This is a genomic window from Bacillus sp. 7894-2 (assembly GCF_002272225.1).
In the GTDB taxonomy this organism is placed as follows: Bacteria; Bacillota; Bacilli; order Bacillales; family Cytobacillaceae; genus Cytobacillus.
Map to the genome: position 1 here is coordinate 70890 of NZ_NPDG01000007.1, position 21744 is coordinate 92633.

Below are 21744 nucleotides of genomic sequence, written 5' to 3' on the forward strand. Positions count from 1 at the left end.
GGTCTTTTTCATATTCTGGACTGAGTATGGACTGGTACTTTGCTAATTCGGATTTAAGGTGGATGATTTTTTGCTGCAGCTGAATTTCTTTATCGGGAGTATGGTTGCGAAGCATTTTCATTCTCCTTTCAGAAAAGCATTTATCTCATTTTATGTAAATAGCCCTTAAAGTTTCTTTGAATTAAAAAAGACATGAGGGCCCTCATGTCTAAAGATATAAATTATAAGGTTATCATTGCAATGATCCTATTCGTGTGATAAAAATCCGTTCGTCAAATACTCATAGAAAATCGGGTGGAAATTCGTATATTACACTGAAACGCCTTTCGAGGATCCGGTACTATAGAAAATAGACTTTTAGTTGACATTTATTATTAAACTAGCAGAAATATCCCTATTCATTTAATAGTGAAGCGAAAGGAAAGATTTAAATCATTAACCTTTCTTACTTCTACTATATGCCGTGTGTAAAGAAAGGACAATGGCATTTACCCTATAGAGAACCCATTTATAAAAAAATAGACTATTATACTACTTTTTAAAAATAGGTTCTTTTTTTATAAAAATAGGTACTTGTTCTATACCAAAACTGGTTTCTTTCCATAGGATATAGTGTGATAAAAATACTCATTAGAAAGAAAGGAAGGAAAACATGAAGAATAAGCGTAAAATGATTAAAGGTTCTCAGCCGACTCCTACACCAACGCCGATTCCGATTGATCCAAATGATTTAGCTCCAGAATGTATCTTTGTCGAGAAGGTGTATGACTGGGTATTCTTTGCCAACAAATATGAAAACAAGAATTTCATACCTGACGAGGATTGCCGAGCTGCCGTCGCTGCTGCCTTGGCTGCAGGGCAAAGAGTTGATGTACAGTGTTCGGCTTCTGTAGACAATGTCCAATCTAATGCAACAATTCTGGAACACGGAAACCCTGGTCGAGTATTAATCGTCTGGACAGTTCCTGTAGAAGTAACGATCCTGGTAAACGGTGCATCAGTATGCACATTCACTGTCCGCACTCAATTCACTGATGAAATCATGCTGTGCGTACCAACAGGTATTACAGAAGCTAATATTCGCTTAAGAGCTTACCAGGTAATCTGCCAGACTTACGGAGCTCCGCTAATGGGTCCAGATCCATTCGGACCAATGATTCCAGTGAGAGTTGTATTATGTAAAGACGTTCAAGTACACTACCCTGTTAAACTTGAAGTTCTAGCAAAATTCTGCTTCCCGCGTCCAAATAATATTCCTGTGCCAAAACCAAGGGTTCAGTGTGACCTAAACCTGCTTGAATTCCCGCCGCAATGTCCGGGGTTATTCCCAGTAGCAAACTGTGAGTGCCAGGCTACGGCTATTACAAGAGGTGCTGATACTATAGCAGATATCGGAGGAGTAGATGTAACAGGTACTTCCAGTATCCGTGCAGAAATCTGTCAGGAGTGCTCACTTGGTGATAGTACGTTCACTTACTCCTTCACTGACACTGAGTTTGATGGACCTGCTCCAACACCAACACAGCCAGACTACAGCTTCACTTTCAGTCCTCTTACTTTCAACCAGCCGGTATGTGGTGACGATTCACTAACTGTTTCTGGTACAGGTAATAGAGATTGGGATGGAGACATTGAGAGATTCGTATTTGATCTGACAATTAATGACGATGATTCACTAGATGGAGAAAGTTTCCGTCTGGTCCTTAGAGACATCAACACTAATGCTATAGTATTTGACAGCGGAATTGTTGACGCTGCAGTAAACTTTGAAGAGTGCGACACATTTGCTGACCTATTAGATAACCTGGATGACTAATCTTTTCAGGAGGGGAGTAACTTCTCCCCTCCTTTTTATAATTTAAATTGTACCGTACATAAATATAACAGAATTGAGGTGAGAGAGATGCCGGTTAATAATCCTTTGAAATATCAAATAATCAATGTCAAAGAGGATATTAGTACCTTAAAAGGCATGCTTGAAGGGATAAGAGACGATCGAAAAGCTTTGAGATGCATAGCTGATGAAGCATTATTTTCCGGTTATTCCCCTGCATTTAGATCTCTTAAAAATGAAATCATACGAATGAAACAAACAGCTCTCAAAAGGGAAGCCAGGTTAAAGGAGATGGTATTTGAGAAAGATCTTGATATAAAAAAAATAAAATCAGAGCAACTTGATCTTTATCAGTATGCTCTCCATATTGAACATTTACAGGAAATGATAGAAGAGTCAGCTAATGGACCTATCTCTAATCAAAATATTAATAAAGATAAAGAACATAATATCGCACATAAACTATCAATGGAAGAAGTATTTTGCTGGATAGCAGACTTTTATGATCTTAAAGCAGTTACACAAAATGCCATTGAACACATAGAAAAATTACTCAATCAAATTGAGAATGCTGGTTTAACACACAGACAAGAAGAGTTGGAGCTGAATATGAATATCATAGGAAGGTGGTTGAAAAAAATGGGCTGGTTATTTTTCAGCAGGGAAAAGGAAGAACAGTATAAGGCGAAACTCACAGAGCTGCAAGAAGTTATTTCTCAATTGAGAGACGAACTTGTGCATTATAAAGGCACGTTTGAAGAGGTTCATGATCGATTATTGGAAAAGGAACATTCGGAAAATGAATTTAGAAACAGTGTAAAGGAACTAAATGACATTTACCGGCAATTTATTGAGGTGGAAAAAAAATATAAGGCCGAGTCTGTAGAGCTTAACCAAATGCTGACTCAATACAAGGAAAAAGACATAAAAAATGAAAAAATGATCCGAAAATTAGAAATTGAGCTGCAGGAATTAAAATTAAAAGAGCAGGATCTGATGGATAAAATAGAATATTCAGAAAAAACAACTAAAGTGAAAGAAGTTAAAACGCAGCGACCTTCTCAAGTGCAAAAATCAAAGCAGCAGAATAGAAAAATAGAAAAGCAAAGAAATCAAGATTTTGACAGGCATGGGTCTCTGCCAATTCCACCTCAATCAGCCACGACCATGTTTGACCCTTTTAAATATTCAAAAAAACAATGAGTAAATAAACAAGGAGTGTATATAATGAAACGTCAGGAAATTCAGGAAATGTATAAAAAATCAAAGTCAGTGGCTGTCGGCAGTGGAAGGAAGAAAAAAGCGGCTGCCAGACCAGTTCAACCCCAATATAAAAGATGCTGCGGCAGATAATTTATCAGGCATCAGAGGCGAACCCATCCGGTTATCCAGAAATGTTTATTCTGAAATGCTCGCTCATGGAGAAAAAGAATTACCTTTTGAAGCATGCGGGTTATTATCAGGTTCAGGGGAAATGATAAAAACAATTTGGAAGGCGATAAACAATAAGCGAAAGAAGAACTCTTTTGAGATAAATGAAGAACAGCTTTCATTGCTCCTAACCAAAATGGAAGAAAAGAAAGAATTCTTAGTAGGCATTTACCATTCACATCCTACAGCTCCGCCTGTTCCTTCAAGAGATGACATTCGCTTTGCATATCCGGATAAAGCTTACTTTATTATTTCTTATGCTAAGAAAAAGCCAATAGTAAAATGCTATAGAATAAAACAGGGCAAAGCCTTTCCGGTTAAGATAATCCTTGTAGATTAACCTGTCGGTCCAGCTTTAACCATTTGCTTCCGAGAAACGGTCAACATTTCAGTTGACCGTTATTACTTTTTCCCGAATGATTCTTCTCTTTTCAGGTTTATTGAAACGCGACCTATTTGCTAAGCCATAAAGACCTGTAACCCATTGTTTGAATATCATATGATTGCTCAGACATCAAGGTAACGGCGGCAGGTAAAGGGTTGTTTTGTCATATCCATCCTATCTGAACTCATACAATGAGAAAGGAATGAAAATACGGAAAAAGGTGATATCAATGAAAGTGAATGTATCGTACCTGGGTAAAGAAAAAGGAACCACTGATTTTTCCTCTTTGCCGTCATTGCTTTTATATTGTTCCAGACATGGACTGGACACGACTTGGTCAAGGGAAGAAAAAACACTATATATTGACTACCCTCAAAAAAATCAAACTCTTCTTCTCACAATGGAAGGAGGGGAAGATTCAGATGTGCTGCAGGAAACCTTATTTATGATGAAGGAACTGCTGAAGAATTCAGGAATGGTACTTAAAACTGAAATTGACCAGCAGAAGCACGAAGAGGATACCTTCCATGTTCATTTGGAATTCACTAACAGCGATAACATTGTGATTACATGTAAAAATTCAGATATCATTGCAGTTATTCAGAAGCATTGCAGGAGGAAAATTTCAAGCCGGCCATATGTCTTTTTTAAAACAGCTGGAGCACAGCATAAAGGCAGGGCTTCAATATCCTGTGAAATCCCAGTTAATTATACTGGTTTAGAAGAATTCCTAATTCAGCTGCAGGCTTCTATTCTGGAACATTGTATCGGCAGCAGTGAGCTCCTGAACTGGGTGGGGCTTGAAACCGTAGTTGAGCTCTTCGGCAGCGGGGCGCCTGAGAAGAAAAAGAATCGGCAGCAGAAAAGAGCTCCAGACACTCGTCCGGCTGAGGTGAAGCCACAGGTTAAAGCTGAGGGAGAGGCTTACTTTAATTATACGATTCGCCCGCATTCCAATAATGAAAAATACACCTTAATTACAGACCTCGTCATTAAAAATACGGGTACGGCTGAGCTTCATAATCCGATTGTCTGCCTTAGGGTTGACCCTCCGGCTCAGATAGAGATTGGCGGACAGATCCTCCCGCCGGAGATGGTGGAAGTATTGGCAGTTCAGGGAACAGAAGGAGCCCAGGGCTGGCAATATGCTAATGACGAATGGCTTCAGCAAGGTTATGAGAAAGGAGAGTTTTGGATCAGGCCAATTGACACCTTATCCATTGATCCTGAAGAATATAATGGCATTTATCAATTTCATTTAAATTTTGATAAATTGGAAAAGGGAACATGTACAGTTGAAGCATTCGTTTATTTCAGAGAACAAAATGTAACATTTAAGGCTATGAATGACATAAGCTTCGCTTTTTAGCATGGGAGAATCCATTATTCTGGATTCTCTTTTTTGTTTTGTAGTATTCTAGAATACTAAGCAGGAAATAAAGTTTGAGGATTGATCGGACATGCTGATAAAAAAAATTAATGGGCTGCTGCTGACGTTCTTAATAGCAAGCATTTTCGCGATGCTCATTTACCAATATTTAAAACCGGCGGATTTTAAAGAAGTTCCGCCCCCGACAGCAATTCATCCTCTTGTTGCTGAAAAGAAAGATGAACTTATTGCTCTGGCTGCCGACAAAGGCATTAACGCAGTCATCACCCAGGATTTCAGAAGCATAGCAGAACAGGATGCTTTATATGAAAAAGGCCGCTCTGCTGAGGGGAATATTGTTACCCATGCAAAAGGGGGGGAGTCCTACCATAATTTTGGCCTTGCGATTGATTTCGCCCTGCTGTCAGTGGATGGCCAGGTGATTTGGGATATGAAATATGATGGCAACGGCAACAGCCGGGCTGATTGGATGGAGGTCGTTGAAATAGCAAAGGACCTTGGGTTTGAATGGGGAGGGGATTGGACACAATTCAAGGACTATCCTCATCTTCAAATGGATTTTGGTCTTTCTATCTGGGAGCTTCAAAGAGGGAAGAGGCCGCCTGAAGCTGAATGATAATAAAAGAACTGCACTCAAATGAATGGGTGCAGTTTCTTTTTTGCTAAATGATCATTTCGGATTGTACATAGTGATACAGCAGTTTGGCCGTATTCTCAATTGAATCCTCATGTGTACGCTCAAATGCATGTGATGAATCAATTCCAGGGCCGATTAAGCCGTGAACGATATCGTGGCCGGAGCGGATAGCTGCTGATGCATCAGAACCGTAAAATGGGTAAATATCCAGTTTGTACACGATTCCATTTTCCTCGGCAAGCTGCACGAGATGCTTTCTTAATTCGTAGTGATAAGGGCCGCTCGCATCCTTCACACAAATGGAAACGGTATACTCATCGGTCGATTGGCCATCACCCATAGCACCCATATCAACAGCCAGGTATTCAACTGTCTCTGGTGTGATATTTGAATTGCCGCCATAGCCGATTTCTTCATTATTTGAGATGAGGAAATGCGTTGTGTACGGCAGCTCAGTGTTATCGGCTTTCAGCTGTTTAATCAGCTGAAGAAGAATTGCGACACTAGCCTTATCGTCAAGATGGCGTGATTTAATGAAGCCAGCAGGTGTCGTCTGCACACGCGGATCAAAGGATACAAAGTCTCCGACGCCGATTCCCAGCTCACGGACTTCTTCAGCACTCTTTACTTTTTCATCAAGGCGGATTTCCATGTTTTCCTGGTTTCTTTCAGCTTTCCCTGCATCTTTATAGACATGAACAGATGTCTGATGCATTAGTATCGTGCCGGTGAATTTTTTGCCAGATGATGTTTCGATTTCACAATACTCGCCTTCAATCGAGTTGTATTTAAATCCGCCGATCAAATCAATTTTCAGGCGTCCGCTTGGCTTTATTTCCTTAACAATCGCGCCAAGTGTATCAACGTGCGCAGTCAGCATTCTGTGATTTTTTTCGTCTTTTCCAGGAAGGGTTGCAATAAGCCCGCCTTTCCGGTTGCGCATCGTTTCCACATTAAGCTCGTTCAAAAACTTTTCTACATATGTAATCACTTCATTTGTATTTCCGGAAGGACTTGGAATTGAAACTATCTCTTTTAATAAGCTGATCGTTTCTTTTGTATTCGGGTATGCCATTCGAAAGCTCCTCTCAAATTATTCTCACGCAATTCTTATTATACTGTTATTTGTTGGCATACGCATGCCTAATAACTAAAAAACTGCCTTAACGGCAGTTCATTTGTTAAATCTCTTCGGATAGCAGGCTTTTCCTGGTCCTTAATCGGTAAAATCTTCTGAAGTCTTTTACCAGAACTTTTATAACAGAATAAAAAGGGATAGCAATCAGGATTCCAATAAAGCCATAAATCGATCCTGCAGCCATTAAGATAATAATCACTGTAAGCGGGTGGAGGTTAAGCCGTTTGCCCATCACATGTGGAGAGACGAGATTGCTTTCAAGAAGCTGTACAGAAATCAGTACCAGTATGATTTTTAATACCATTCCGGGTCCCTGCAATAACCCGATGAATATTGCAGGAATGATCCCGAGCACAGGACCAAGAAAAGGAACCACAGTAAGGAACATCGCAAACACAGCTAATATCAGTGCATAGTCCAACCCGATAATCTTATACCCGGCATACATCAACGCGCCATCGACGACTGCCACAATAAACTGGCCGGTTACATAGGAAAATAAGGTTTTGTCTATATCGCCCAAAATTCGCCGACCTTCTTCCTCGTGTTTGTCGGGCAGGTATTTTAAAAGAAAAGGCCTGAGCTTATGATCATCCTTGAGAAAGTAGAAAAGGATAAAGGGTACAACGACGATGACTGTGACAATGCTTGTAATGGTAGAAAACACCTTCATTACGTTTTCTCCTGCCCCAGATAAAAGTGTTTCCAGGAAGTTCAGTACTTTATTTTTGACACGGTCATAGGAGAACGTGCCCATATTATTTTCTTCAACAACTTTCTCCGTTTCATCTGATAAGTCCTCCATCTTAGCAGGCAGGCTTTCGCTGATTTCTGCTATCTGGCTGCCGATTGTTGCACCGAGCATATTAAATCCTAAATATCCTAAACCCAATACCGCTGCAAAGATAAGCAATATGCTGGCTGTTTTAGGCATAACCCTTGAAGCCAGCCTGACGAGGGGTCTTAGAATATAATAAAAAATACCGGCAATTAAGACCGGGAAGAAAATAGTTGCAATCAGGGCACGGATCGGCCATAAAAAGTAATCAATTTTCCCAAGGAGGAAAATGATGATTAACACGAAAATGGTGCCTGCTGCATATTTAAAAAAAGGTTTATTGATCCACATGCATTTACCCCAACCCTTATATATGTATTTACTACTCACTGTTCCTTTTTTTAAACAGTATTAAACACCGGTTTAAGAATCTATGGAAGAGGAATAGGTTAGAATGAACTATATAACAGGTGAGGGAATCTGCCGATGCTATTTTTTAAGAATGTAACGATGCAGGAAATACTGATGTTTCTATTGTTTGCAGGAGTGATACTGGCTGCCAAATGGGCAGTTAACTTACTGGTGAAAAAGAGAAGTGGCAAGTCGGTACAGAATGACCGGATCTTGCGGGGGTTTTCTTCACTTGTGAACTGGGCTGCTTTTTATGGAATAATCATTCTTTTCCTTTTTTATTTTTCAAGGGTGAAATGGCTTTTTTATACTTGGTTCACTGCAGGTGAAGTAGATGTAACGCTATATTTAATAATTATAGCGTTTTTGACAGTCTCGCTTGCAAATCGGATCGTAAAAGTATTCACCAAATATGTATTAACATCTGTTTATGAATTCTATGGAGTTGACCGCGGGCTCGGGTATTCATTCAACAGAATGATCTATTATACCGTCATGATTGCAGCGCTCGCCATCAGCCTGACAACGGTTGGGCTGGATTTAACAGCGGCGGCTGCCATACTGGGTGTTCTCGGTATTGGGATAGGTTTCGGCATGCGCAATATTGCCGGTAACTTTATTTCAGGCATTATCATCCTCTTTGAACGTCCGATTGAAATTGGGGAAGTAATTGAGATAAACAACAAAATCGGTAAAATAGAAAGCATCCGTCTCAGATCCACTATCATCCGCACAGCTAAAGAGGGAACTCTGATTGTGCCGAATCAATACTTTATTGAACAGATCATTAAAAACCGGACAGGCTCAGAAATGCTTGCCCAGGTTCAAATCAGCGTAGTGTACGGCACTGATACTGAGAAAGTCGAAAAGCTTCTGAGAGAAGCAGTGGACATGGAAATGCCGAAAATAAAAGGAGTCTTAACCGCACCTGCACCTGATATCCGATTTATCGATTTTCGCAGCAAAGCCATGGACTTTCTGGTAGAGGTCCCTGTTGCAAACTTTGAAGCCAAGCAGAAATTTGAAAGCCGGCTAAGGCATATCATTGCAGAGAATTTTTATCAGAACGGAATAGAGCTTGCCTCAGCACCGCTGCTGCCCGGTGAATGACGGTGCAGGTTAAATAGAGAAAGAACGAAACCACCAGCCGCTCTGGACTGGTGGTTTTCAAAGTGAAATTATTTTCCTAACAAAGCCTTCACTCCAAGATAAAGAATGGCAAGACCAAAGATGATCATAGCCAGACTGCCGACAATGGTGAAGAAGCTGGCAATACCTGAAGTAATAACTGCAGAAACAGGTACCATTGTCATGCCGTAGCCAGCAAGCATACATGCAAGATATAATAATGCCAATTGATACATTATAGATCCCTCCCTTCCATACTAACGTATGAAAAGGAAGGAATCTTGCTTGGTCTAATATCCCGAATGCTCCGAATAACACAAATTCTTTTGAATTATTTATTGATTCCGCTTTGCTTCCTGTACAGCTATGATTTTCAGAGCAGTTAATTCTTCATCCGACAGTCTTTCAGTTAAAAGACTGTATAATTCATTTTGCTCTTCAGCAGTCAGTCCGCCTTTTACTTTTGAGACACTCTGCCGGATTTCATCAATTGAAAAGCTTTCTGAAATCTTCTCTACAGCCTCTTCTTTTGTCTTGATCGGCAATGATGTCTTTTGAAGATCTGCAGTTTTTAATTCATCCATACTGTTTCCAAGCAGAGCCTCTACGTTCGGATCACTTGCTAGCATTTCAAGATCATCCTCAGTGATGCTGCCGGCAACTTCTGTCATTACTTTATTTGATATGAAATTCATTGAAGCAAAATAAATGAGAAAACCCAATAGAATAAAAGATCCTCCAGTGATTGACCAAAAAATAATTTTTTTCAAGTTTTGGGGCTGCTCAAGAAATGAACAGTTCCGTTCACACTCCTCTCATTTTCTTTCTTCTTAAATTTTATAAGGTTATTTCCTTCTTTTGCAAATCTTTCTTTTACTCAGAACGTATGTGCTATAATAAGTGAATAGGAAATTAAGGGGCCGTTTCAATGGATAATAAGATAAAAATATCAGTAAGATCGCTGGTTGAATATGTATACAAGAGCGGCAGCATTGAAACAGGCTTCCGTTCTGCAGTGCCGCTTACAGAAGGAACAAGAATTCATCAGAGAATTCAAAAGCTTTATGGGGAAGAAGATCAAAAAGAAGTGTATCTGCATGCTGGATTACCTTTCAATCACCTTGACTTTCAGCTTGAAGGAAGATGTGACGGGCTTATCACCCAAAATGGACAACGAATTATTGATGAGATTAAGTCTGTATCTATCCCATTATCACAAATTGATAAATTTGCTTATCCTGTTCATTGGGCTCAGGCTAAATGCTATGCTTTCATGTATGCGAAAGACCATAATATTTCTAAAATGACAGTTCAATTAACATATGTACATGCTAAAACAGGTGAAGTGAAAAGATTTCAGCACAGTTATTCTTTTGGCGAACTGGAAGAATTTATAGTGCATCTTCTCGAATCGTATTCTCCTTACGCAGAATTGAGGGTTCGACATCAAAAGAATTTAATAACAGGTCTTCAGGAACTGACTTTTCCCTTTCCGGCTTATCGAAATGGCCAGAGGAAACTTGCAGGGGCAGTATACAAAACCATTGCTGAAGGGAAAAACTTATTTGCCAACGCACCTACAGGCATCGGCAAATCCATTTCCACCCTTTTTCCAGCATTAAAGGCCATCGGGGAAGGACATATTCAGAGGATCATCTATGCCACGGCTAAAACCATTACCCGTCAGGCTGCAGAAGGGGCCATTAGCCTGATGAGGGATAAAGGATTGAATCTTAAATCGGTCACAATAACGGCCAAGGACAAAATTTGCTTTAAGGAAGAAACCAAATGCCACAAAGACAGCTGCGAGTTTGCCAATGGATATTACGACCGGATCAATAATGCAATACTTGACCTCCTGACAAAGGAGAACATGATAACCAGATCGACAATTGAAAAATATGCGATGAAACATAAAGTCTGCCCTTTTGAATTTTCATTGGATGCTGCATATGCAGCTGACATTATTATTGGTGATTACAATTATATTTTCGATCAGAAGGTCTCGCTGAAGCGATTGCTGGAAGAGGAGAAAAAGAAAACGTCGCTCCTGATCGATGAAGCACATAACCTTGTGGACCGCGGAAGGGAGATGTATTCAAGCGCGCTTGAGAAATCAGCCTTTCTTCAATTGAGCAGAAGCTTTAAGGGGAAGGATAAAGGGATACAAAAAAGTGCAAAACAGATTAATGGAATTTTTATTGCATTAAAAAAGAAATGTGGTGAAAATCAGGAAATCGCAGAAGAAAATCCCCCTGAAGAACTGTTTGAAGTTCTTGAGGAATTTGTTCAATATGCCGAAGACTATCTGGGGCAAGACAGAAACAATATGGAAGAAGAATTGCTGGAAGTATTTTTCGCTGCGCAGAACTTCGTAAGAATAGGCAAACTGTATGATGAAAGGTTTGTAACGTATATTCAAAAGCAGAGAAATAATCTGAACATCAAGCTATTTTGCCTCGATCCATCGAATCTTCTGCACAAGGCCAGAAAAGGATATAAGTCATCAATCTTTTTTTCTGCTACTTTAATGCCTCTTAATTATTATTTGGATATGCTTGGCTATCAAGAGGAAGATTTTATTTTATCCGTTCCTTCTCCTTTCTCAAAAGATCAGGCTAAGGTTTACATTCAGCCGATTTCAACAAGATATCGCGACCGGGAAGGGTCTATCAGACCTATCGTCAGTACTATTAAGAGCATGTTAAAGGAACAGAAGGGCAATTACTTGATCTTCTTTCCATCCTATCAATATATGGAGGATGTCTATCGTCGATTGCTCGATGAGGAACTGCCGGTACATACAATCATTCAAAAAACTGGAATGGATGAAGGGGAGAGGGAAGAGTTTTTGGATGCATTTCAGCCAAATCCTTCTGGTACTCTGTTGGGTTTCGCCGTCATGGGCGGGATTTTTTCAGAGGGAATTGATTTGCAGGGAGATCGGCTGAACGGTGTTTTCGTGGTGGGTGTAGGGCTTCCACAGTTAGGGTTTGAACGCAACATTATGAAAGCATATTTTAATCAGCAGGGAAAAAACGGCTATGATTATGCCTATACTTATCCCGGAATGAACAAGGTTTTGCAAGCAGGGGGCAGATTGATCCGCTCTGAGAACGATACAGGAATGATTGTTTTAATGGATGACAGGTATGTGCAGGCTAAATATCTGGCCCTGTTGCCAAATGAATGGAGAGATTTTAAAGTATTAAGAAGGTAAAAACATCCTGCTCAAAGAGCAGGATGTAAGCTTATTATTTTGTTATGACAGGACCTTTCGGGGCCTGCATTTTTCCGAGCGCTCTTTCGAAAACCGGATAAAAGAATTGTACTACAAGTCCAAGTGTCAATGTTACCACGATTGTGCCCACTCCGATTGCACCTCTGAATAAAAACGCAAGCAGCAAAGCAAAGCTTTCACTGATGATCCTTGAATTCCTTAAGTTTAATCCGAATCTTGAGTGAATGGCTACCATTAATGTATCCATCGGGCTTGCCGGAAATTTAGCCTGAAGATAGATGGCAACTCCCATTCCCATCGAAAGGATTCCAAGGAACAATAGAATTGATTGCATCGCCAATGTCTGAGGTGAAAGGTCACCAAAAATGATGAGAAGCCAAAAGTCAATCAGTGCGCCAATAATCAGAATGGAAATGGCTGCAAGGACTTCAGGCTTTTTTTTCATTAGAAAGGCATTTATAAAAATGAGCACGATTCCATTTATAAAAACAAAGGTGCCAACTGTTAAGTTAAACATTTGTGACTCACCAACAGCCAGGGCATCCCATGCAGAAGCTCCGAGGTTTGATCTGATAATCAGGGCTACACCCATTGTCAGGATCAGCATCCCAATAACAAAAAATAATAGACGTTCTTTCATGAAGACTCTCCAATCCAACTATGTTTAATTTTAGCTTGGCCCTTTTGAACATCAATACTCCTTCAGCATTGAAATTATGAAGGGAAAATTCATTTTACCATTAAAATATATTGAGTAACAGGTAATTTTATTGAAAATTGTTGGTTTTTGCAGGAAAAAGGCGAAAGATATAAAGGAGATATCCGTTTTCTTTGATTTGAAATTGTGCTATATTATTTTACATTCGTTCACCATTTATTAATGCAGCTACAAAATTTTTACATAATAAAAACTTAGCCGCTGCTAAGTTTTTCGCATGTGTACAATTTAAGAGGTGAAACCACACTAATGAGAAAGTTATTCAAATCGCCTGACAAATTGCCGAAAAGAAGTCTTGCTGTATTCTTTCTGACTGTTATCCTTTTTTGGCTGAAAACGTATGTAGCCTATCGCATTGAATTTAATTTAGGGATTAATAATGACATACAGCGATTTCTTCTGTTTTTGAATCCGTTAAGTTCTACACTGGTATTCCTGGGATTCGCTTTGTTTTTTAAAGGGAAATGGCAATCCGGCATGCTAATTGGCTTGAATTTATTCTTATCCTTCCTGCTTTATGCAAATGTTGTTTATTATCGATTCTTTAACGACTTTATCACTGTTCCTGTTCTCATGCAGGCAAAAGTAAATGGGGGGCAGCTCGGAGATAGCACACTATCGTTAATGTCTCCGTGGGATATTTTTTATTTTACAGACACCATTCTGCTTCTTTTCCTGGCAGTTAGGAAATGGTACAAACCTGGAAAGAAAATTAGCCGAAAACCGGCGTTGGCTGTTATGGCTGCAGGGATTATTGTCTTCTTCATCAATCTTGAAATCGCCGAGAAAGACCGTCCTGAGCTGCTTACACGTTCCTTCGACCGCAATTATTTGGTGAAATACCTTGGAGCATACAATTTCACGATTTATGATATGGTCCAAAACGCCAAGTCTGCCAGCCAGCGAGCTCTTGCGGATACGAACGATGTGACTGAAGTAGAGAACTATGTTAAAGCAAAATATGCACCTCCGAACCCTAAATACTTCGGAAAAGCCAAGGGCATGAATGTTATTTATGTATCCATGGAATCACTTCAGACTTTTATTATAGACTACAAGCTAAATGGTAAAGAAGTTACCCCATTCCTGAATTCACTTGCACATAGCAGCAAGACATTCTACTTTGATAACATAGTCAACCAAACCGGACAGGGAAAGACTTCCGATGCTGAGTTTATGATGGATACATCACTATATCCCATGTCACAGGGAGCTGTTTATGTAACGAAAGCTCAAAATACATTCCATGGCACACCTGCTATTTTAAAGCCGCATGGCTATACTTCAGCAACTTTCCATGGAAACTACAAGACATTCTGGAATCGTAACGAAATGTATAAAACCATGGGATATGATAAGTTTTTTGATGCCGAGTATTACGATATGAACGATGAAAACACGAAAAACTATGGTTTAAAAGATAAGCCGTTTTTTAAGGAATCCATGCCGATGCTGACCAGTCTTCCACAGCCGTTTTATACAAAATTCATTACTCTTTCTAATCACTTCCCCTTTAAAATGGATGAGTGGGATACTGAATTTCCTGCAGGAGAAACAGATAATGATGTGGTGAATCATTATTTTCAGTCAGCGAACTATATGGACCAGGCACTCGAGCAGTTTTTTAACGATTTAAAGGATTCCGGATTGTATGATCATACAGTAGTTGTTCTGTATGGCGATCACTACGGGATTTCCGAAAATCATAATGTGGCAATGGCTAAGGTGATCGGAAAAGAAATTACGCCATTCCAATATGCCAAGCTTCAAAGAGTGCCAGTGTTCATACATGTACCTGGAGTGGATGGCGGCATTGTCCACAATGTCGGCGGACAGGTAGATGTGCGACCGACATTACTTCACCTGTTGGGCATTGATACAAAGAATCACCTTGAAATGGGATCAGATCTTTTATCAGAAAAACACCGTGAAGTTGTCCCATTCCGAAACGGCAACTTTATTTCACCGGCATATACCCAAATTGAAGAAACCTGCTATTATACGGAATCCGGAGAAATAGCTGAGGCTAATGCATGTAAGTCACTTTCCGATCAGGCGAAAAAAGAACTGGAAATGTCAGATAACATTGTTTACAAAGACCTCCTGCGATTTTATAAGCCGGAAGGATTTGTTCCAATCAACCGGAATGATTACTCATATGTAAAGAAAGAGCTGCCATTTAAAGAGGAAAGAAATGGGCCGGGTATACAGAAGTAACATTTTAGGAGCGGAGAGATAACTCTCTGCTCTTTTTATGTCCGATATTGGCAGTTTACTATCGAAATGGAGGGGTAGAGTATCTTTGTATAGAGTTTATAGAAAGGATGGATATAATGTACACCCAATCTTATGAAGAATGTATTCAGGCTTGTATAGAGTGCATGGAAGCCTGTAATGTATGCTATGACGCTTGCTTAGGGGAAGAAGATGTTCAAATGATGGCAGATTGTATTCGGTCGGACAGAGAGTGTGCGGATATCTGTGCCTTTGCAGCTAAGTCAATGCAGTCTAACAGCCCTTTTGCCAGACAAATTTGCACTCTATGTGCAGACATATGTGAAGCGTGCGGAAATGAGTGCAAAAAACATGACCACTCTCACTGCCAGCGCTGTGCTGAAGCTTGCTTTAAGTGTGCGGAAGAATGCCGTAAAATGGCTGCTTAAATTAGCAGACAAAACAGACATCCAGAAGGGTGTCTGTTTTTAATCCAGGTTATTTACAATATTTGATTATGAAGGTTGTACATATTTTCCTGCCAGGGGAGTATTAATTTAGAATTTTCCATACCTGTTTCATAATTTCTGCACAATTTATTGCCATACTAACTTCATGAAGAAAAGGAGGAATTGAATATGTTATCAAGAAAAAAATTCGCCATTTGGTTTGTTTCTCTGGCTGCCGCGCTAACTCTAACTGCCTGCGGCGGAAATGACGGGGATACTGGACAGGAAGGTACCAGCAAGGAAGAGAGCACAACGAATAAAGAAAGCAGCGGCCATTCAGGAGACCATTCAGACATGGATCATTCTGGATCCGGAGATGTTCCAGAAGGAATAAAGGAAGCTGAAAACCCTAAATATGAAGTTGGGAGCAAGGCCTTTATAACAGAAGGACATATGGAGGGAATGGAGGGAGCGGAAGCAACCATTGCAGGTGCATATAATACAATCGTATATACGGTATCTTATACACCAACCACTGGCGGTAAAAAAGTTGAAAACCATAAATGGGTAGTTCACGAGGAGATTGCAGATGCAGGTAAGGAACCATTTAAAGAAGGTGACGAGGTAACATTGAATGCAAGTCACATGAAGGGAATGGAAGGAGCAACTGCCGAAATCGATTCTGTGCAGGAAACAACTGTCTATATGGTTGACTTTACAACAGCTGACGGGCAGGAAGTAAAAAATCACATGTGGGTAACAGAAAACGAGCTTTCTCCTGCTGAATAATATAGAAAGTTAAGGAGCTTATCTGCAGAAGATAAGCTCTTTAACTTAATTTATAATTTTTATATAAATAGTAAATTAAAAAGAAGAACGCAATGAAAAGAAAAATGACTATTTGCAGCTCCCTTTCAAATTTTAGTATATGTGAAACAGCAAAGGCTTCCATGAACAGTGCAGGTACTTTACCGATCGTGCTGGCAATGCCAAAGGGCAGAAGCCTCATTTTGCTGTATGCAGCTGCCAGTGTGACTGCACCTGATGGGACAAAAGGCAAGACCCTCAGCAAAACAATCATGTAGAAAGCAACAGGACCCTCCGCATTCTTTAGCTTAGAAAACAAATTGTCATTCTTAAGCTGGGGAAAAGAGGCGGTTAGCTTGGTAATTCCTTTGCGGTAAAGAATAAAACTGATAATTGCTCCAGCTGCTTCACCGATAATTAATATGATAAGACCGAGTTTTAAATCGAAAACGACAACTGTGCCCGCAGTAATAAAGGCACTGGGAAGGAAACCGGTTATAGCTGCTGCAATGTTCATAGAAATGCTGAAACATGCTGCCAGTATAGGCTCATCTGAAAGCAAGCCGATGATATCAGCAAACATCTGGTTCTATGGCCAATCTGTTTATAATGTTACTTTTTACAATTCTCATCATTTGCTTCCCCCTTTCATTCTATTATATTTTAAAAACTTTAAGAAGCTAAGCTGTAATGTATATGTTTTAATAGGAATGTAGAAGGTAAAATAAAAATGATAATAGCAAACGAAAGAATTTCAGGAGGTATTACAATGAGCGAATGTAAATTGGATCACACACCGGAAGATGTACAAAATAAATTTCAACAGCAGAGAAGTTTCCTTCCGGAAGATATGACGCCGCTGTTTCAGGCATTTTTCCTAGAGGAGCATACTCAGGATATTTTAAATGAGGTCTTCCATCTGCTGAAAAAATTTGATCTTGCTTCTGAAGAAGAGCAAACAGAGCGTGTCAGCAGGCTTTACCTTGTATTAAAGAATGTATAATGTTGAATTGCCGCATCTGACTTATGCGGCAATTTTTTATGTGCATTACAATTTTTTTGTAGCTATTAAAATTTTATTTTAACTCTTTTGTTTTTATGTTATTATGAATTTGAAGAGAAATATAGATTAGTATAATATTGAAAGCGATTTCATAAAAGGAAGTGACAAAGTTGAAGGAATGCCATAGACCTGTTTTTGATTTGGCGATCCGGACTGCAGATATGCTTGTGCGAATGTTTGGTTCCCGCTGTGAAGTGGCCGTGCACGATTTCAGCGACTTAAAAAAATCGCTTATCCATATAGCAGGAGATATAACAGAAAGAAAGATCGGCTCACCCATCACCGACCTTGTATTGAATGAATTAGCAAAACATAAAAATGATGTAAATGATATTGCGAATTATAAAACACAGTCCAAAAAAGGAAATGTCATGAAATCATCTACGATTTTTCTCCGGGATGATGAAAATAAAGTAATCGGCGCACTATGCCTAAATTATGATATAAGTCTGCTCATGCAATTCGGAGGAGAAATTGAACAATTTATCAGCTTTGATGAACATTCGTCTAAATCGGAAACCTTTTTTAATTCTGTGCAGGATGTTATTCACGAGATGGTAGATCAGGTTCTTCAGGGATTTAAGAAGGCACCTTCATTGATGACGCTTGAAGAAAAAGTTGAGTGTGTACGCCAGCTTGAAGACAAAGGGACATTCCTCATTAAAGGAGCAACTGATTATGTCGCATCTGTTCTGGGGGTTTCAAAATTCACTATTTATAATTACCTTCAGAAAATCAGAACGATAAATGAGCTCCAGCCGGAAGGCAGCCCTGGAGCATAAATAAGACGAGTTATTAAAATAGATGCTGTTAGCAAAACAGCTATATCCATTTCCATTTATATACCTTAAAAGTAAAGGGGCATACAAAATGAAATACAGATCAGCATTTGATATTATCGGCCCGGTTATGATCGGCCCATCAAGCTCTCATACAGCTGGAGCCGCACGTATTGGACGTGTTGCCCGGACTCTTTTTGGAAAACAGCCGTCCAAAGCAGAGATTTCCTTATATGGTTCTTTTGCAAAAACCTATAAAGGACATGGCACGGATGTGGCAATTGTCGGCGGTATCCTTGACTTTGATACCTTTGACGAGCGCATCCCTTCCGCCCTGCAATTAGCTAAAGATGCAGGGATTGAAGTCATTTTTACAGTTGAAGATACCGTAACCGACCATCCTAATACTGTAAGAGTCAAGCTTACTGAAGGAGACCGTGAAATCGAACTTGTGGGAATATCCATCGGCGGCGGAACCATTGAAATAACTGAACTGAATTCCTTTGAACTTAAATTATCCGGTGAACATCCTGCCATTTTAGTTGTTCATAACGATCAGTTTGGAGTTATCTCCGCTGTAACGAATATTTTATCCAAGCACCAGATCAACATCGGCCATATGGAAGTTTCACGCAAGGAAAAAGGAAAAATGGCCATCATGGTCATAGAAGTGGATCAGAAGATCGGCCAGGAGGTAATGACGGAGCTTGAAGGGCTTCCGAATATAACACAAATTATTAGAATGGTTGACTAATAGTTAGCTGGTCATCAGGAGGGAAAGACTAATGTTATTTAGAAATGTTGCTGAGCTTATAGAGCTCGCTGAAAATAAAGGTGTAAAAATAGCCGAAATCATGATTCAGCAGGAGATAGAAGTAACCGGATTAACACGTGATGAAATTATTGCCAAAATGGACCGCAACCTGACTGTCATGGAACAGGCAGTTGAGAGGGGACTGAAAGGGGTAACATCTGTAACAGGACTCACAGGCGGCGATGCAGTTCTTCTGCAAAAGTACATTCAGAGCGGAAAGGCTTTATCTGGAAATATTTTATTGGATGCTGTAAGCAAAGCGGTTGCAACCAATGAAGTAAATGCAGCAATGGGCACAATCTGTGCAACACCGACAGCCGGTTCAGCGGGTGTGGTTCCAGGTACTTTGTTCGCTGTTAAAGAAGTCCTCAAACCAACACGTATGGAAATGATCGAATTCCTGTTTACTTCCGCAGCATTTGGCTTTGTTGTGGCAAACAATGCCTCCATCTCAGGTGCTGCTGGAGGATGCCAGGCTGAGGTGGGGTCTGCAAGCGCCATGGCGGCAGCTTCCATTGTAGAAATGGCAGGCGGAACGCCAAAACAGGCCGCTGAGGCCATGGCAATTACATTAAAGAATATGCTGGGCCTTGTATGTGACCCAGTCGCCGGACTAGTAGAAGTTCCATGTGTAAAACGGAATGCCATGGGTGCTTCCAATGCGATGACAGCTGCGGATATGGCACTCGCCGGAATTACGAGCAGAATTCCATGTGATGAAGTCATAAATGCAATGTTCCTAATCGGACAATCCATGCCTTCAGCACTGAGGGAAACAGCTGAGGGAGGACTCGCAGCAACACCTACCGGCAGAAGACTGCAGGAAGAGATTTTTGGTAAGAAGCAGTAATTTTAATTAATTCTTAATAACACCAATTCATTAGTGAATTGGTGTTTAAATTTGGAAAGAAAAAAGGTATGCTTATTTAGGTGAATTTTATAAAGAGGAGACTTAAGAGTTTGAAAGTTATAAGATGGACTATTATTACTATTGTTATTGTGTTTATGCTTTTAATGAGCATAGCTGCTCCTGCTGCATTTATCGGGTTAGCAGTCTTTTTAATTGGTTTATATTTAAATAACCAGCACCGTAAATATAAAATAAATTTTAAAAAATCGGGCTGGATTATGGCAGCAGGCTTCATTTTATCCATATTTCTAGCAACTGCAGATTCCGATGCAACCGATACTGTAAATGAGCCTGAGAAGGAACAGATACAATCAGAAGAGAATGAAGCAGATAAAAAAGCTGAAGAAGAAAAGCTTGCCCAAGAAAAGGCTGAAAAAGAGGAAGTGAAAAAGCAAGCTGAGGAGCAAGCACGGCTAGAAGCAGAACAGGAAGAAAAACAGAAGCAGGAAGAGGCTGAAAAGCAAAAACAGGAGCAGGAACAAAGACAGGCTGCAGAGAGCTTGGGCCTGGAATTAGTTACCGTTGGCAGAGTAGTGGACGGTGACACAATTGAAACCTCTGACGGCAGGAAAGTCCGCCTGATTGGAGTAAACACTCCCGAATCAACAACAAGAGTGGAAGAATTCGGGAAAGAAGCGAGCCAATTCACCAAATCTGAGCTGGGTGGCAAGAAAATCTGGATGCAAAAAGATGTGTCAGACACCGATCGATATGGCCGCCTGTTGAGAATTGTTTGGCTCGACATCCCGGCGGATGATATGGAAGAAGATGAAATACGTGAAAAAATGTTTAATGCCCATTTGGTTTTAAAAGGGTATGCGGAGCCATCCACCTACAATCCGGATGTGAAATACAGTGAATACTTCAGAAAATTCGGCAGGGAAGCAAGAGAATCCAGTAAAGGGTTATGGGCCCTTGGAGATGAAGGAACGACAAAAGGGGATCTGGATTCTGAAGCTGTGAGTGGTTCTTCAAGTAATACCGGTAAAAGCGGGTCGAATGACAGCAGCGGTACAGCCGGCAATTCAACTTCTTCAGAAAGCTCAGAGTCCTATCAAAACTGTACAGAGTTAAGAAAGGTATATCCTAATGGTGTGCCATCTACACACCCTGCATATGACTCAAAGCATGATCGAGATAAGGACAATTATGCATGCGAACGATAAGAGAAGGGCTGGCTCCAGATATAGAGCCAGCCTCTTTTAATTTAAATTGGGCACTCGCCATATGATGCAAAAATTAAAATGGCCAAGTGTTCTATGAGGTTCTTTTATGGTGGCCATTCATTTTTATAAGCGAGCCTCGTTTAATCCAATAATGAAAGTTTTCTGCAGGAAAAACTCCGCGTCCATTCGATCTGTCCATTTGAATGACAACGCTGTTCTGGGTCACCTCAAGAATTTTAAGTGTTTGGGAACGGTAAAGATTTGGCATGAATGTACTTGTGATTTCAAATTGCATATCCTTATCCAGGTCCAATGGTGGTACCTCCTGATTGTTTTATTAAAATTATTATCCCCATTCAAAATTTTTCTATCCAATTATTGGCCGGTATATTTTTGGTCCATACTCTAAGAACTTATAAGATAAAGTGAAACTTCAATCAGTGGGGGTGTT

At 40.1% G+C, this 21744-nt stretch carries 22 protein-coding genes; 15 read left to right on the forward strand and 7 right to left on the reverse strand.

Translation table 11 applies throughout. The annotated features are described in order from the left end of the window. Window positions 1-652: 652 nt before the first annotated feature. The 5 genes from CHI10_RS01910 to CHI10_RS01930 all read left to right on the forward strand — a co-directional run bounded on the left by CHI10_RS01910 (window position 653) and on the right by CHI10_RS01930 (window position 5656). Window positions 653-1816 (forward strand): BMQ_0737 family morphogenetic spore coat protein, encoded by a 1164-nt coding sequence (locus CHI10_RS01910; RefSeq protein ID WP_095242588.1) that lies wholly within the window; start codon window positions 653-655, stop codon window positions 1814-1816. Between the two features lie 87 nt (window positions 1817-1903). After that, window positions 1904-3037, forward strand: a complete 1134-nt coding sequence (locus CHI10_RS01915; protein ID WP_095242589.1) for a hypothetical protein — start codon at window positions 1904-1906, stop codon at window positions 3035-3037. Window positions 3038-3119: 82 nt separating this feature from the next. After that, entirely contained in the window at window positions 3120-3605 is a 486-nt protein-coding gene (locus CHI10_RS01920) for a M67 family metallopeptidase (RefSeq protein WP_286136811.1), read from the forward strand. 274 nt (window positions 3606-3879) lie between these two features. Continuing rightward, window positions 3880-5019: a hypothetical protein gene (locus CHI10_RS01925; protein WP_095242590.1), complete on the forward strand. Its 1140-nt coding sequence runs from the start codon at window positions 3880-3882 to the stop codon at window positions 5017-5019. 151 nt (window positions 5020-5170) lie between these two features. Beyond that, window positions 5171-5656: a M15 family metallopeptidase gene (locus CHI10_RS01930; RefSeq protein WP_483294944.1), complete on the forward strand. Its 486-nt coding sequence runs from the start codon at window positions 5171-5173 to the stop codon at window positions 5654-5656. Window positions 5657-5702: 46 nt separating this feature from the next. On the opposite strand, the gene CHI10_RS01935 is transcribed toward CHI10_RS01930, so the two are convergent. Together CHI10_RS01935 and CHI10_RS01940 are read right to left on the reverse strand one after the other, a co-directional pair. Then, entirely contained in the window at window positions 5703-6752 is a 1050-nt protein-coding gene (locus CHI10_RS01935) for a M42 family metallopeptidase (protein ID WP_095242592.1), read from the reverse strand. 106 nt (window positions 6753-6858) lie between these two features. Further along, the gene (locus CHI10_RS01940; RefSeq protein ID WP_095242593.1) at window positions 6859-7944 is read right to left on the reverse strand and encodes an AI-2E family transporter; all 1086 of its coding nucleotides are present in this window, start codon (window positions 7942-7944) and stop codon (window positions 6859-6861) included. Between the two features lie 135 nt (window positions 7945-8079). On the opposite strand from CHI10_RS01940, the gene CHI10_RS01945 reads away from it, so the two are divergent. Continuing rightward, on the forward strand, window positions 8080-9114 hold the full coding sequence (locus CHI10_RS01945; protein ID WP_095242594.1) for a mechanosensitive ion channel family protein: 1035 nt from the start codon (window positions 8080-8082) through the stop codon (window positions 9112-9114). A gap of 68 nt (window positions 9115-9182) precedes the next feature. On the opposite strand, the gene CHI10_RS01950 is transcribed toward CHI10_RS01945, so the two are convergent. Together CHI10_RS01950 and CHI10_RS01955 are read right to left on the reverse strand one after the other, a co-directional pair. Beyond that, complete coding sequence (locus tag CHI10_RS01950) at window positions 9183-9368, reverse strand: hypothetical protein (RefSeq protein ID WP_076256247.1); 186 nt, start codon at window positions 9366-9368, stop codon at window positions 9183-9185. A gap of 99 nt (window positions 9369-9467) precedes the next feature. Beyond that, complete coding sequence (locus CHI10_RS01955) at window positions 9468-9902, reverse strand: hypothetical protein (protein WP_095242595.1); 435 nt, start codon at window positions 9900-9902, stop codon at window positions 9468-9470. A 158-nt stretch (window positions 9903-10060) separates the two neighbouring features. On the opposite strand from CHI10_RS01955, the gene CHI10_RS01960 reads away from it, so the two are divergent. Further along, complete coding sequence (locus CHI10_RS01960) at window positions 10061-12352, forward strand: ATP-dependent DNA helicase (protein WP_095242596.1); 2292 nt, start codon at window positions 10061-10063, stop codon at window positions 12350-12352. A gap of 34 nt (window positions 12353-12386) precedes the next feature. Here CHI10_RS01960 and CHI10_RS01965 read toward each other — a convergent pair whose 3' ends face one another. Then, window positions 12387-13013, reverse strand: a complete 627-nt coding sequence (locus CHI10_RS01965) for a YczE/YyaS/YitT family protein (protein WP_095242597.1) — start codon at window positions 13011-13013, stop codon at window positions 12387-12389. A gap of 327 nt (window positions 13014-13340) precedes the next feature. Between CHI10_RS01965 and ltaS the strand changes: the two genes are divergently transcribed. The 3 genes from ltaS (at window position 13341) to CHI10_RS01980 (ending at window position 16543) form a co-directional block, all read left to right on the forward strand. Next, window positions 13341-15308, forward strand: a complete 1968-nt coding sequence (gene ltaS / locus CHI10_RS01970; protein ID WP_095242598.1) for a lipoteichoic acid synthase — start codon at window positions 13341-13343, stop codon at window positions 15306-15308. A gap of 116 nt (window positions 15309-15424) precedes the next feature. Then, a complete protein-coding gene (locus tag CHI10_RS01975) occupies window positions 15425-15754 on the forward strand; it encodes a four-helix bundle copper-binding protein (protein WP_095242599.1) in 330 nt (109 codons plus the stop codon). A 189-nt stretch (window positions 15755-15943) separates the two neighbouring features. Further along, the gene (locus tag CHI10_RS01980) at window positions 15944-16543 is read left to right on the forward strand and encodes a YdhK family protein (RefSeq protein ID WP_095242600.1); all 600 of its coding nucleotides are present in this window, start codon (window positions 15944-15946) and stop codon (window positions 16541-16543) included. Window positions 16544-16583: 40 nt separating this feature from the next. On the opposite strand, the gene CHI10_RS01985 is transcribed toward CHI10_RS01980, so the two are convergent. Beyond that, a complete protein-coding gene (locus CHI10_RS01985; protein ID WP_095242601.1) occupies window positions 16584-17144 on the reverse strand; it encodes a VTT domain-containing protein in 561 nt (186 codons plus the stop codon). 186 nt (window positions 17145-17330) lie between these two features. Between CHI10_RS01985 and CHI10_RS01990 the strand changes: the two genes are divergently transcribed. The 5 genes from CHI10_RS01990 (at window position 17331) to CHI10_RS02010 (ending at window position 21293) form a co-directional block, all read left to right on the forward strand. Then, window positions 17331-17564 (forward strand): group-specific protein, encoded by a 234-nt coding sequence (locus CHI10_RS01990; protein WP_095242602.1) that lies wholly within the window; start codon window positions 17331-17333, stop codon window positions 17562-17564. 170 nt (window positions 17565-17734) lie between these two features. Continuing rightward, window positions 17735-18406 carry a helix-turn-helix transcriptional regulator gene (locus CHI10_RS01995; protein WP_286136820.1) on the forward strand — a complete coding sequence of 224 codons (672 nt, stop codon included), beginning with the start codon at window positions 17735-17737 and terminating at the stop codon, window positions 18404-18406. A gap of 88 nt (window positions 18407-18494) precedes the next feature. Continuing rightward, window positions 18495-19157 carry an L-serine ammonia-lyase, iron-sulfur-dependent subunit beta gene (sdaAB, locus tag CHI10_RS02000; protein WP_095242603.1) on the forward strand — a complete coding sequence of 221 codons (663 nt, stop codon included), beginning with the start codon at window positions 18495-18497 and terminating at the stop codon, window positions 19155-19157. Window positions 19158-19188: 31 nt separating this feature from the next. Then, window positions 19189-20067, forward strand: coding sequence for an L-serine ammonia-lyase, iron-sulfur-dependent, subunit alpha (gene sdaAA / locus CHI10_RS02005; protein ID WP_095242604.1), 879 nt, complete (start codon window positions 19189-19191; stop codon window positions 20065-20067). Window positions 20068-20177: 110 nt separating this feature from the next. Further along, the gene (locus CHI10_RS02010) at window positions 20178-21293 is read left to right on the forward strand and encodes a thermonuclease family protein (protein ID WP_095242605.1); all 1116 of its coding nucleotides are present in this window, start codon (window positions 20178-20180) and stop codon (window positions 21291-21293) included. Between the two features lie 91 nt (window positions 21294-21384). On the opposite strand, the gene CHI10_RS02015 is transcribed toward CHI10_RS02010, so the two are convergent. Beyond that, window positions 21385-21606 carry a hypothetical protein gene (locus CHI10_RS02015; protein WP_095242606.1) on the reverse strand — a complete coding sequence of 74 codons (222 nt, stop codon included), beginning with the start codon at window positions 21604-21606 and terminating at the stop codon, window positions 21385-21387. Between the last annotated feature and the right edge of the window lie 138 nt (window positions 21607-21744).

What these genes read in the sequence shown, in the direction of transcription:
- CHI10_RS01960 (WP_095242596.1), top strand. Translation starts at nt 10,061, where the DNA reads ATGGATAATAAGATAAAAATATCAGTAAGATCGCTGGTTGAATATGTA.
- CHI10_RS01985 (WP_095242601.1), bottom strand. Translation starts at nt 17,144, where the DNA reads ATGTTTGCTGATATCATCGGCTTGCTTTCAGATGAGCCTATACTGGCA.
- CHI10_RS01910 (WP_095242588.1), top strand. Translation starts at nt 653, where the DNA reads ATGAAGAATAAGCGTAAAATGATTAAAGGTTCTCAGCCGACTCCTACA.
- CHI10_RS01975 (WP_095242599.1), top strand. Translation starts at nt 15,425, where the DNA reads ATGTACACCCAATCTTATGAAGAATGTATTCAGGCTTGTATAGAGTGC.
- CHI10_RS01950 (WP_076256247.1), bottom strand. Translation starts at nt 9,368, where the DNA reads ATGTATCAATTGGCATTATTATATCTTGCATGTATGCTTGCTGGCTAC.
- sdaAB (WP_095242603.1), top strand. Translation starts at nt 18,495, where the DNA reads ATGAAATACAGATCAGCATTTGATATTATCGGCCCGGTTATGATCGGC.
- sdaAA (WP_095242604.1), top strand. Translation starts at nt 19,189, where the DNA reads ATGTTATTTAGAAATGTTGCTGAGCTTATAGAGCTCGCTGAAAATAAA.
- CHI10_RS01930 (WP_483294944.1), top strand. Translation starts at nt 5,171, where the DNA reads ATGCTCATTTACCAATATTTAAAACCGGCGGATTTTAAAGAAGTTCCG.
- ltaS (WP_095242598.1), top strand. Translation starts at nt 13,341, where the DNA reads ATGAGAAAGTTATTCAAATCGCCTGACAAATTGCCGAAAAGAAGTCTT.
- CHI10_RS01980 (WP_095242600.1), top strand. Translation starts at nt 15,944, where the DNA reads ATGTTATCAAGAAAAAAATTCGCCATTTGGTTTGTTTCTCTGGCTGCC.
- CHI10_RS01915 (WP_095242589.1), top strand. Translation starts at nt 1,904, where the DNA reads ATGCCGGTTAATAATCCTTTGAAATATCAAATAATCAATGTCAAAGAG.
- CHI10_RS01990 (WP_095242602.1), top strand. Translation starts at nt 17,331, where the DNA reads ATGAGCGAATGTAAATTGGATCACACACCGGAAGATGTACAAAATAAA.
- CHI10_RS01940 (WP_095242593.1), bottom strand. Translation starts at nt 7,944, where the DNA reads ATGTGGATCAATAAACCTTTTTTTAAATATGCAGCAGGCACCATTTTC.
- CHI10_RS01925 (WP_095242590.1), top strand. Translation starts at nt 3,880, where the DNA reads ATGAAAGTGAATGTATCGTACCTGGGTAAAGAAAAAGGAACCACTGAT.
- CHI10_RS01935 (WP_095242592.1), bottom strand. Translation starts at nt 6,752, where the DNA reads ATGGCATACCCGAATACAAAAGAAACGATCAGCTTATTAAAAGAGATA.
- CHI10_RS01965 (WP_095242597.1), bottom strand. Translation starts at nt 13,013, where the DNA reads ATGAAAGAACGTCTATTATTTTTTGTTATTGGGATGCTGATCCTGACA.
- CHI10_RS01945 (WP_095242594.1), top strand. Translation starts at nt 8,080, where the DNA reads ATGCTATTTTTTAAGAATGTAACGATGCAGGAAATACTGATGTTTCTA.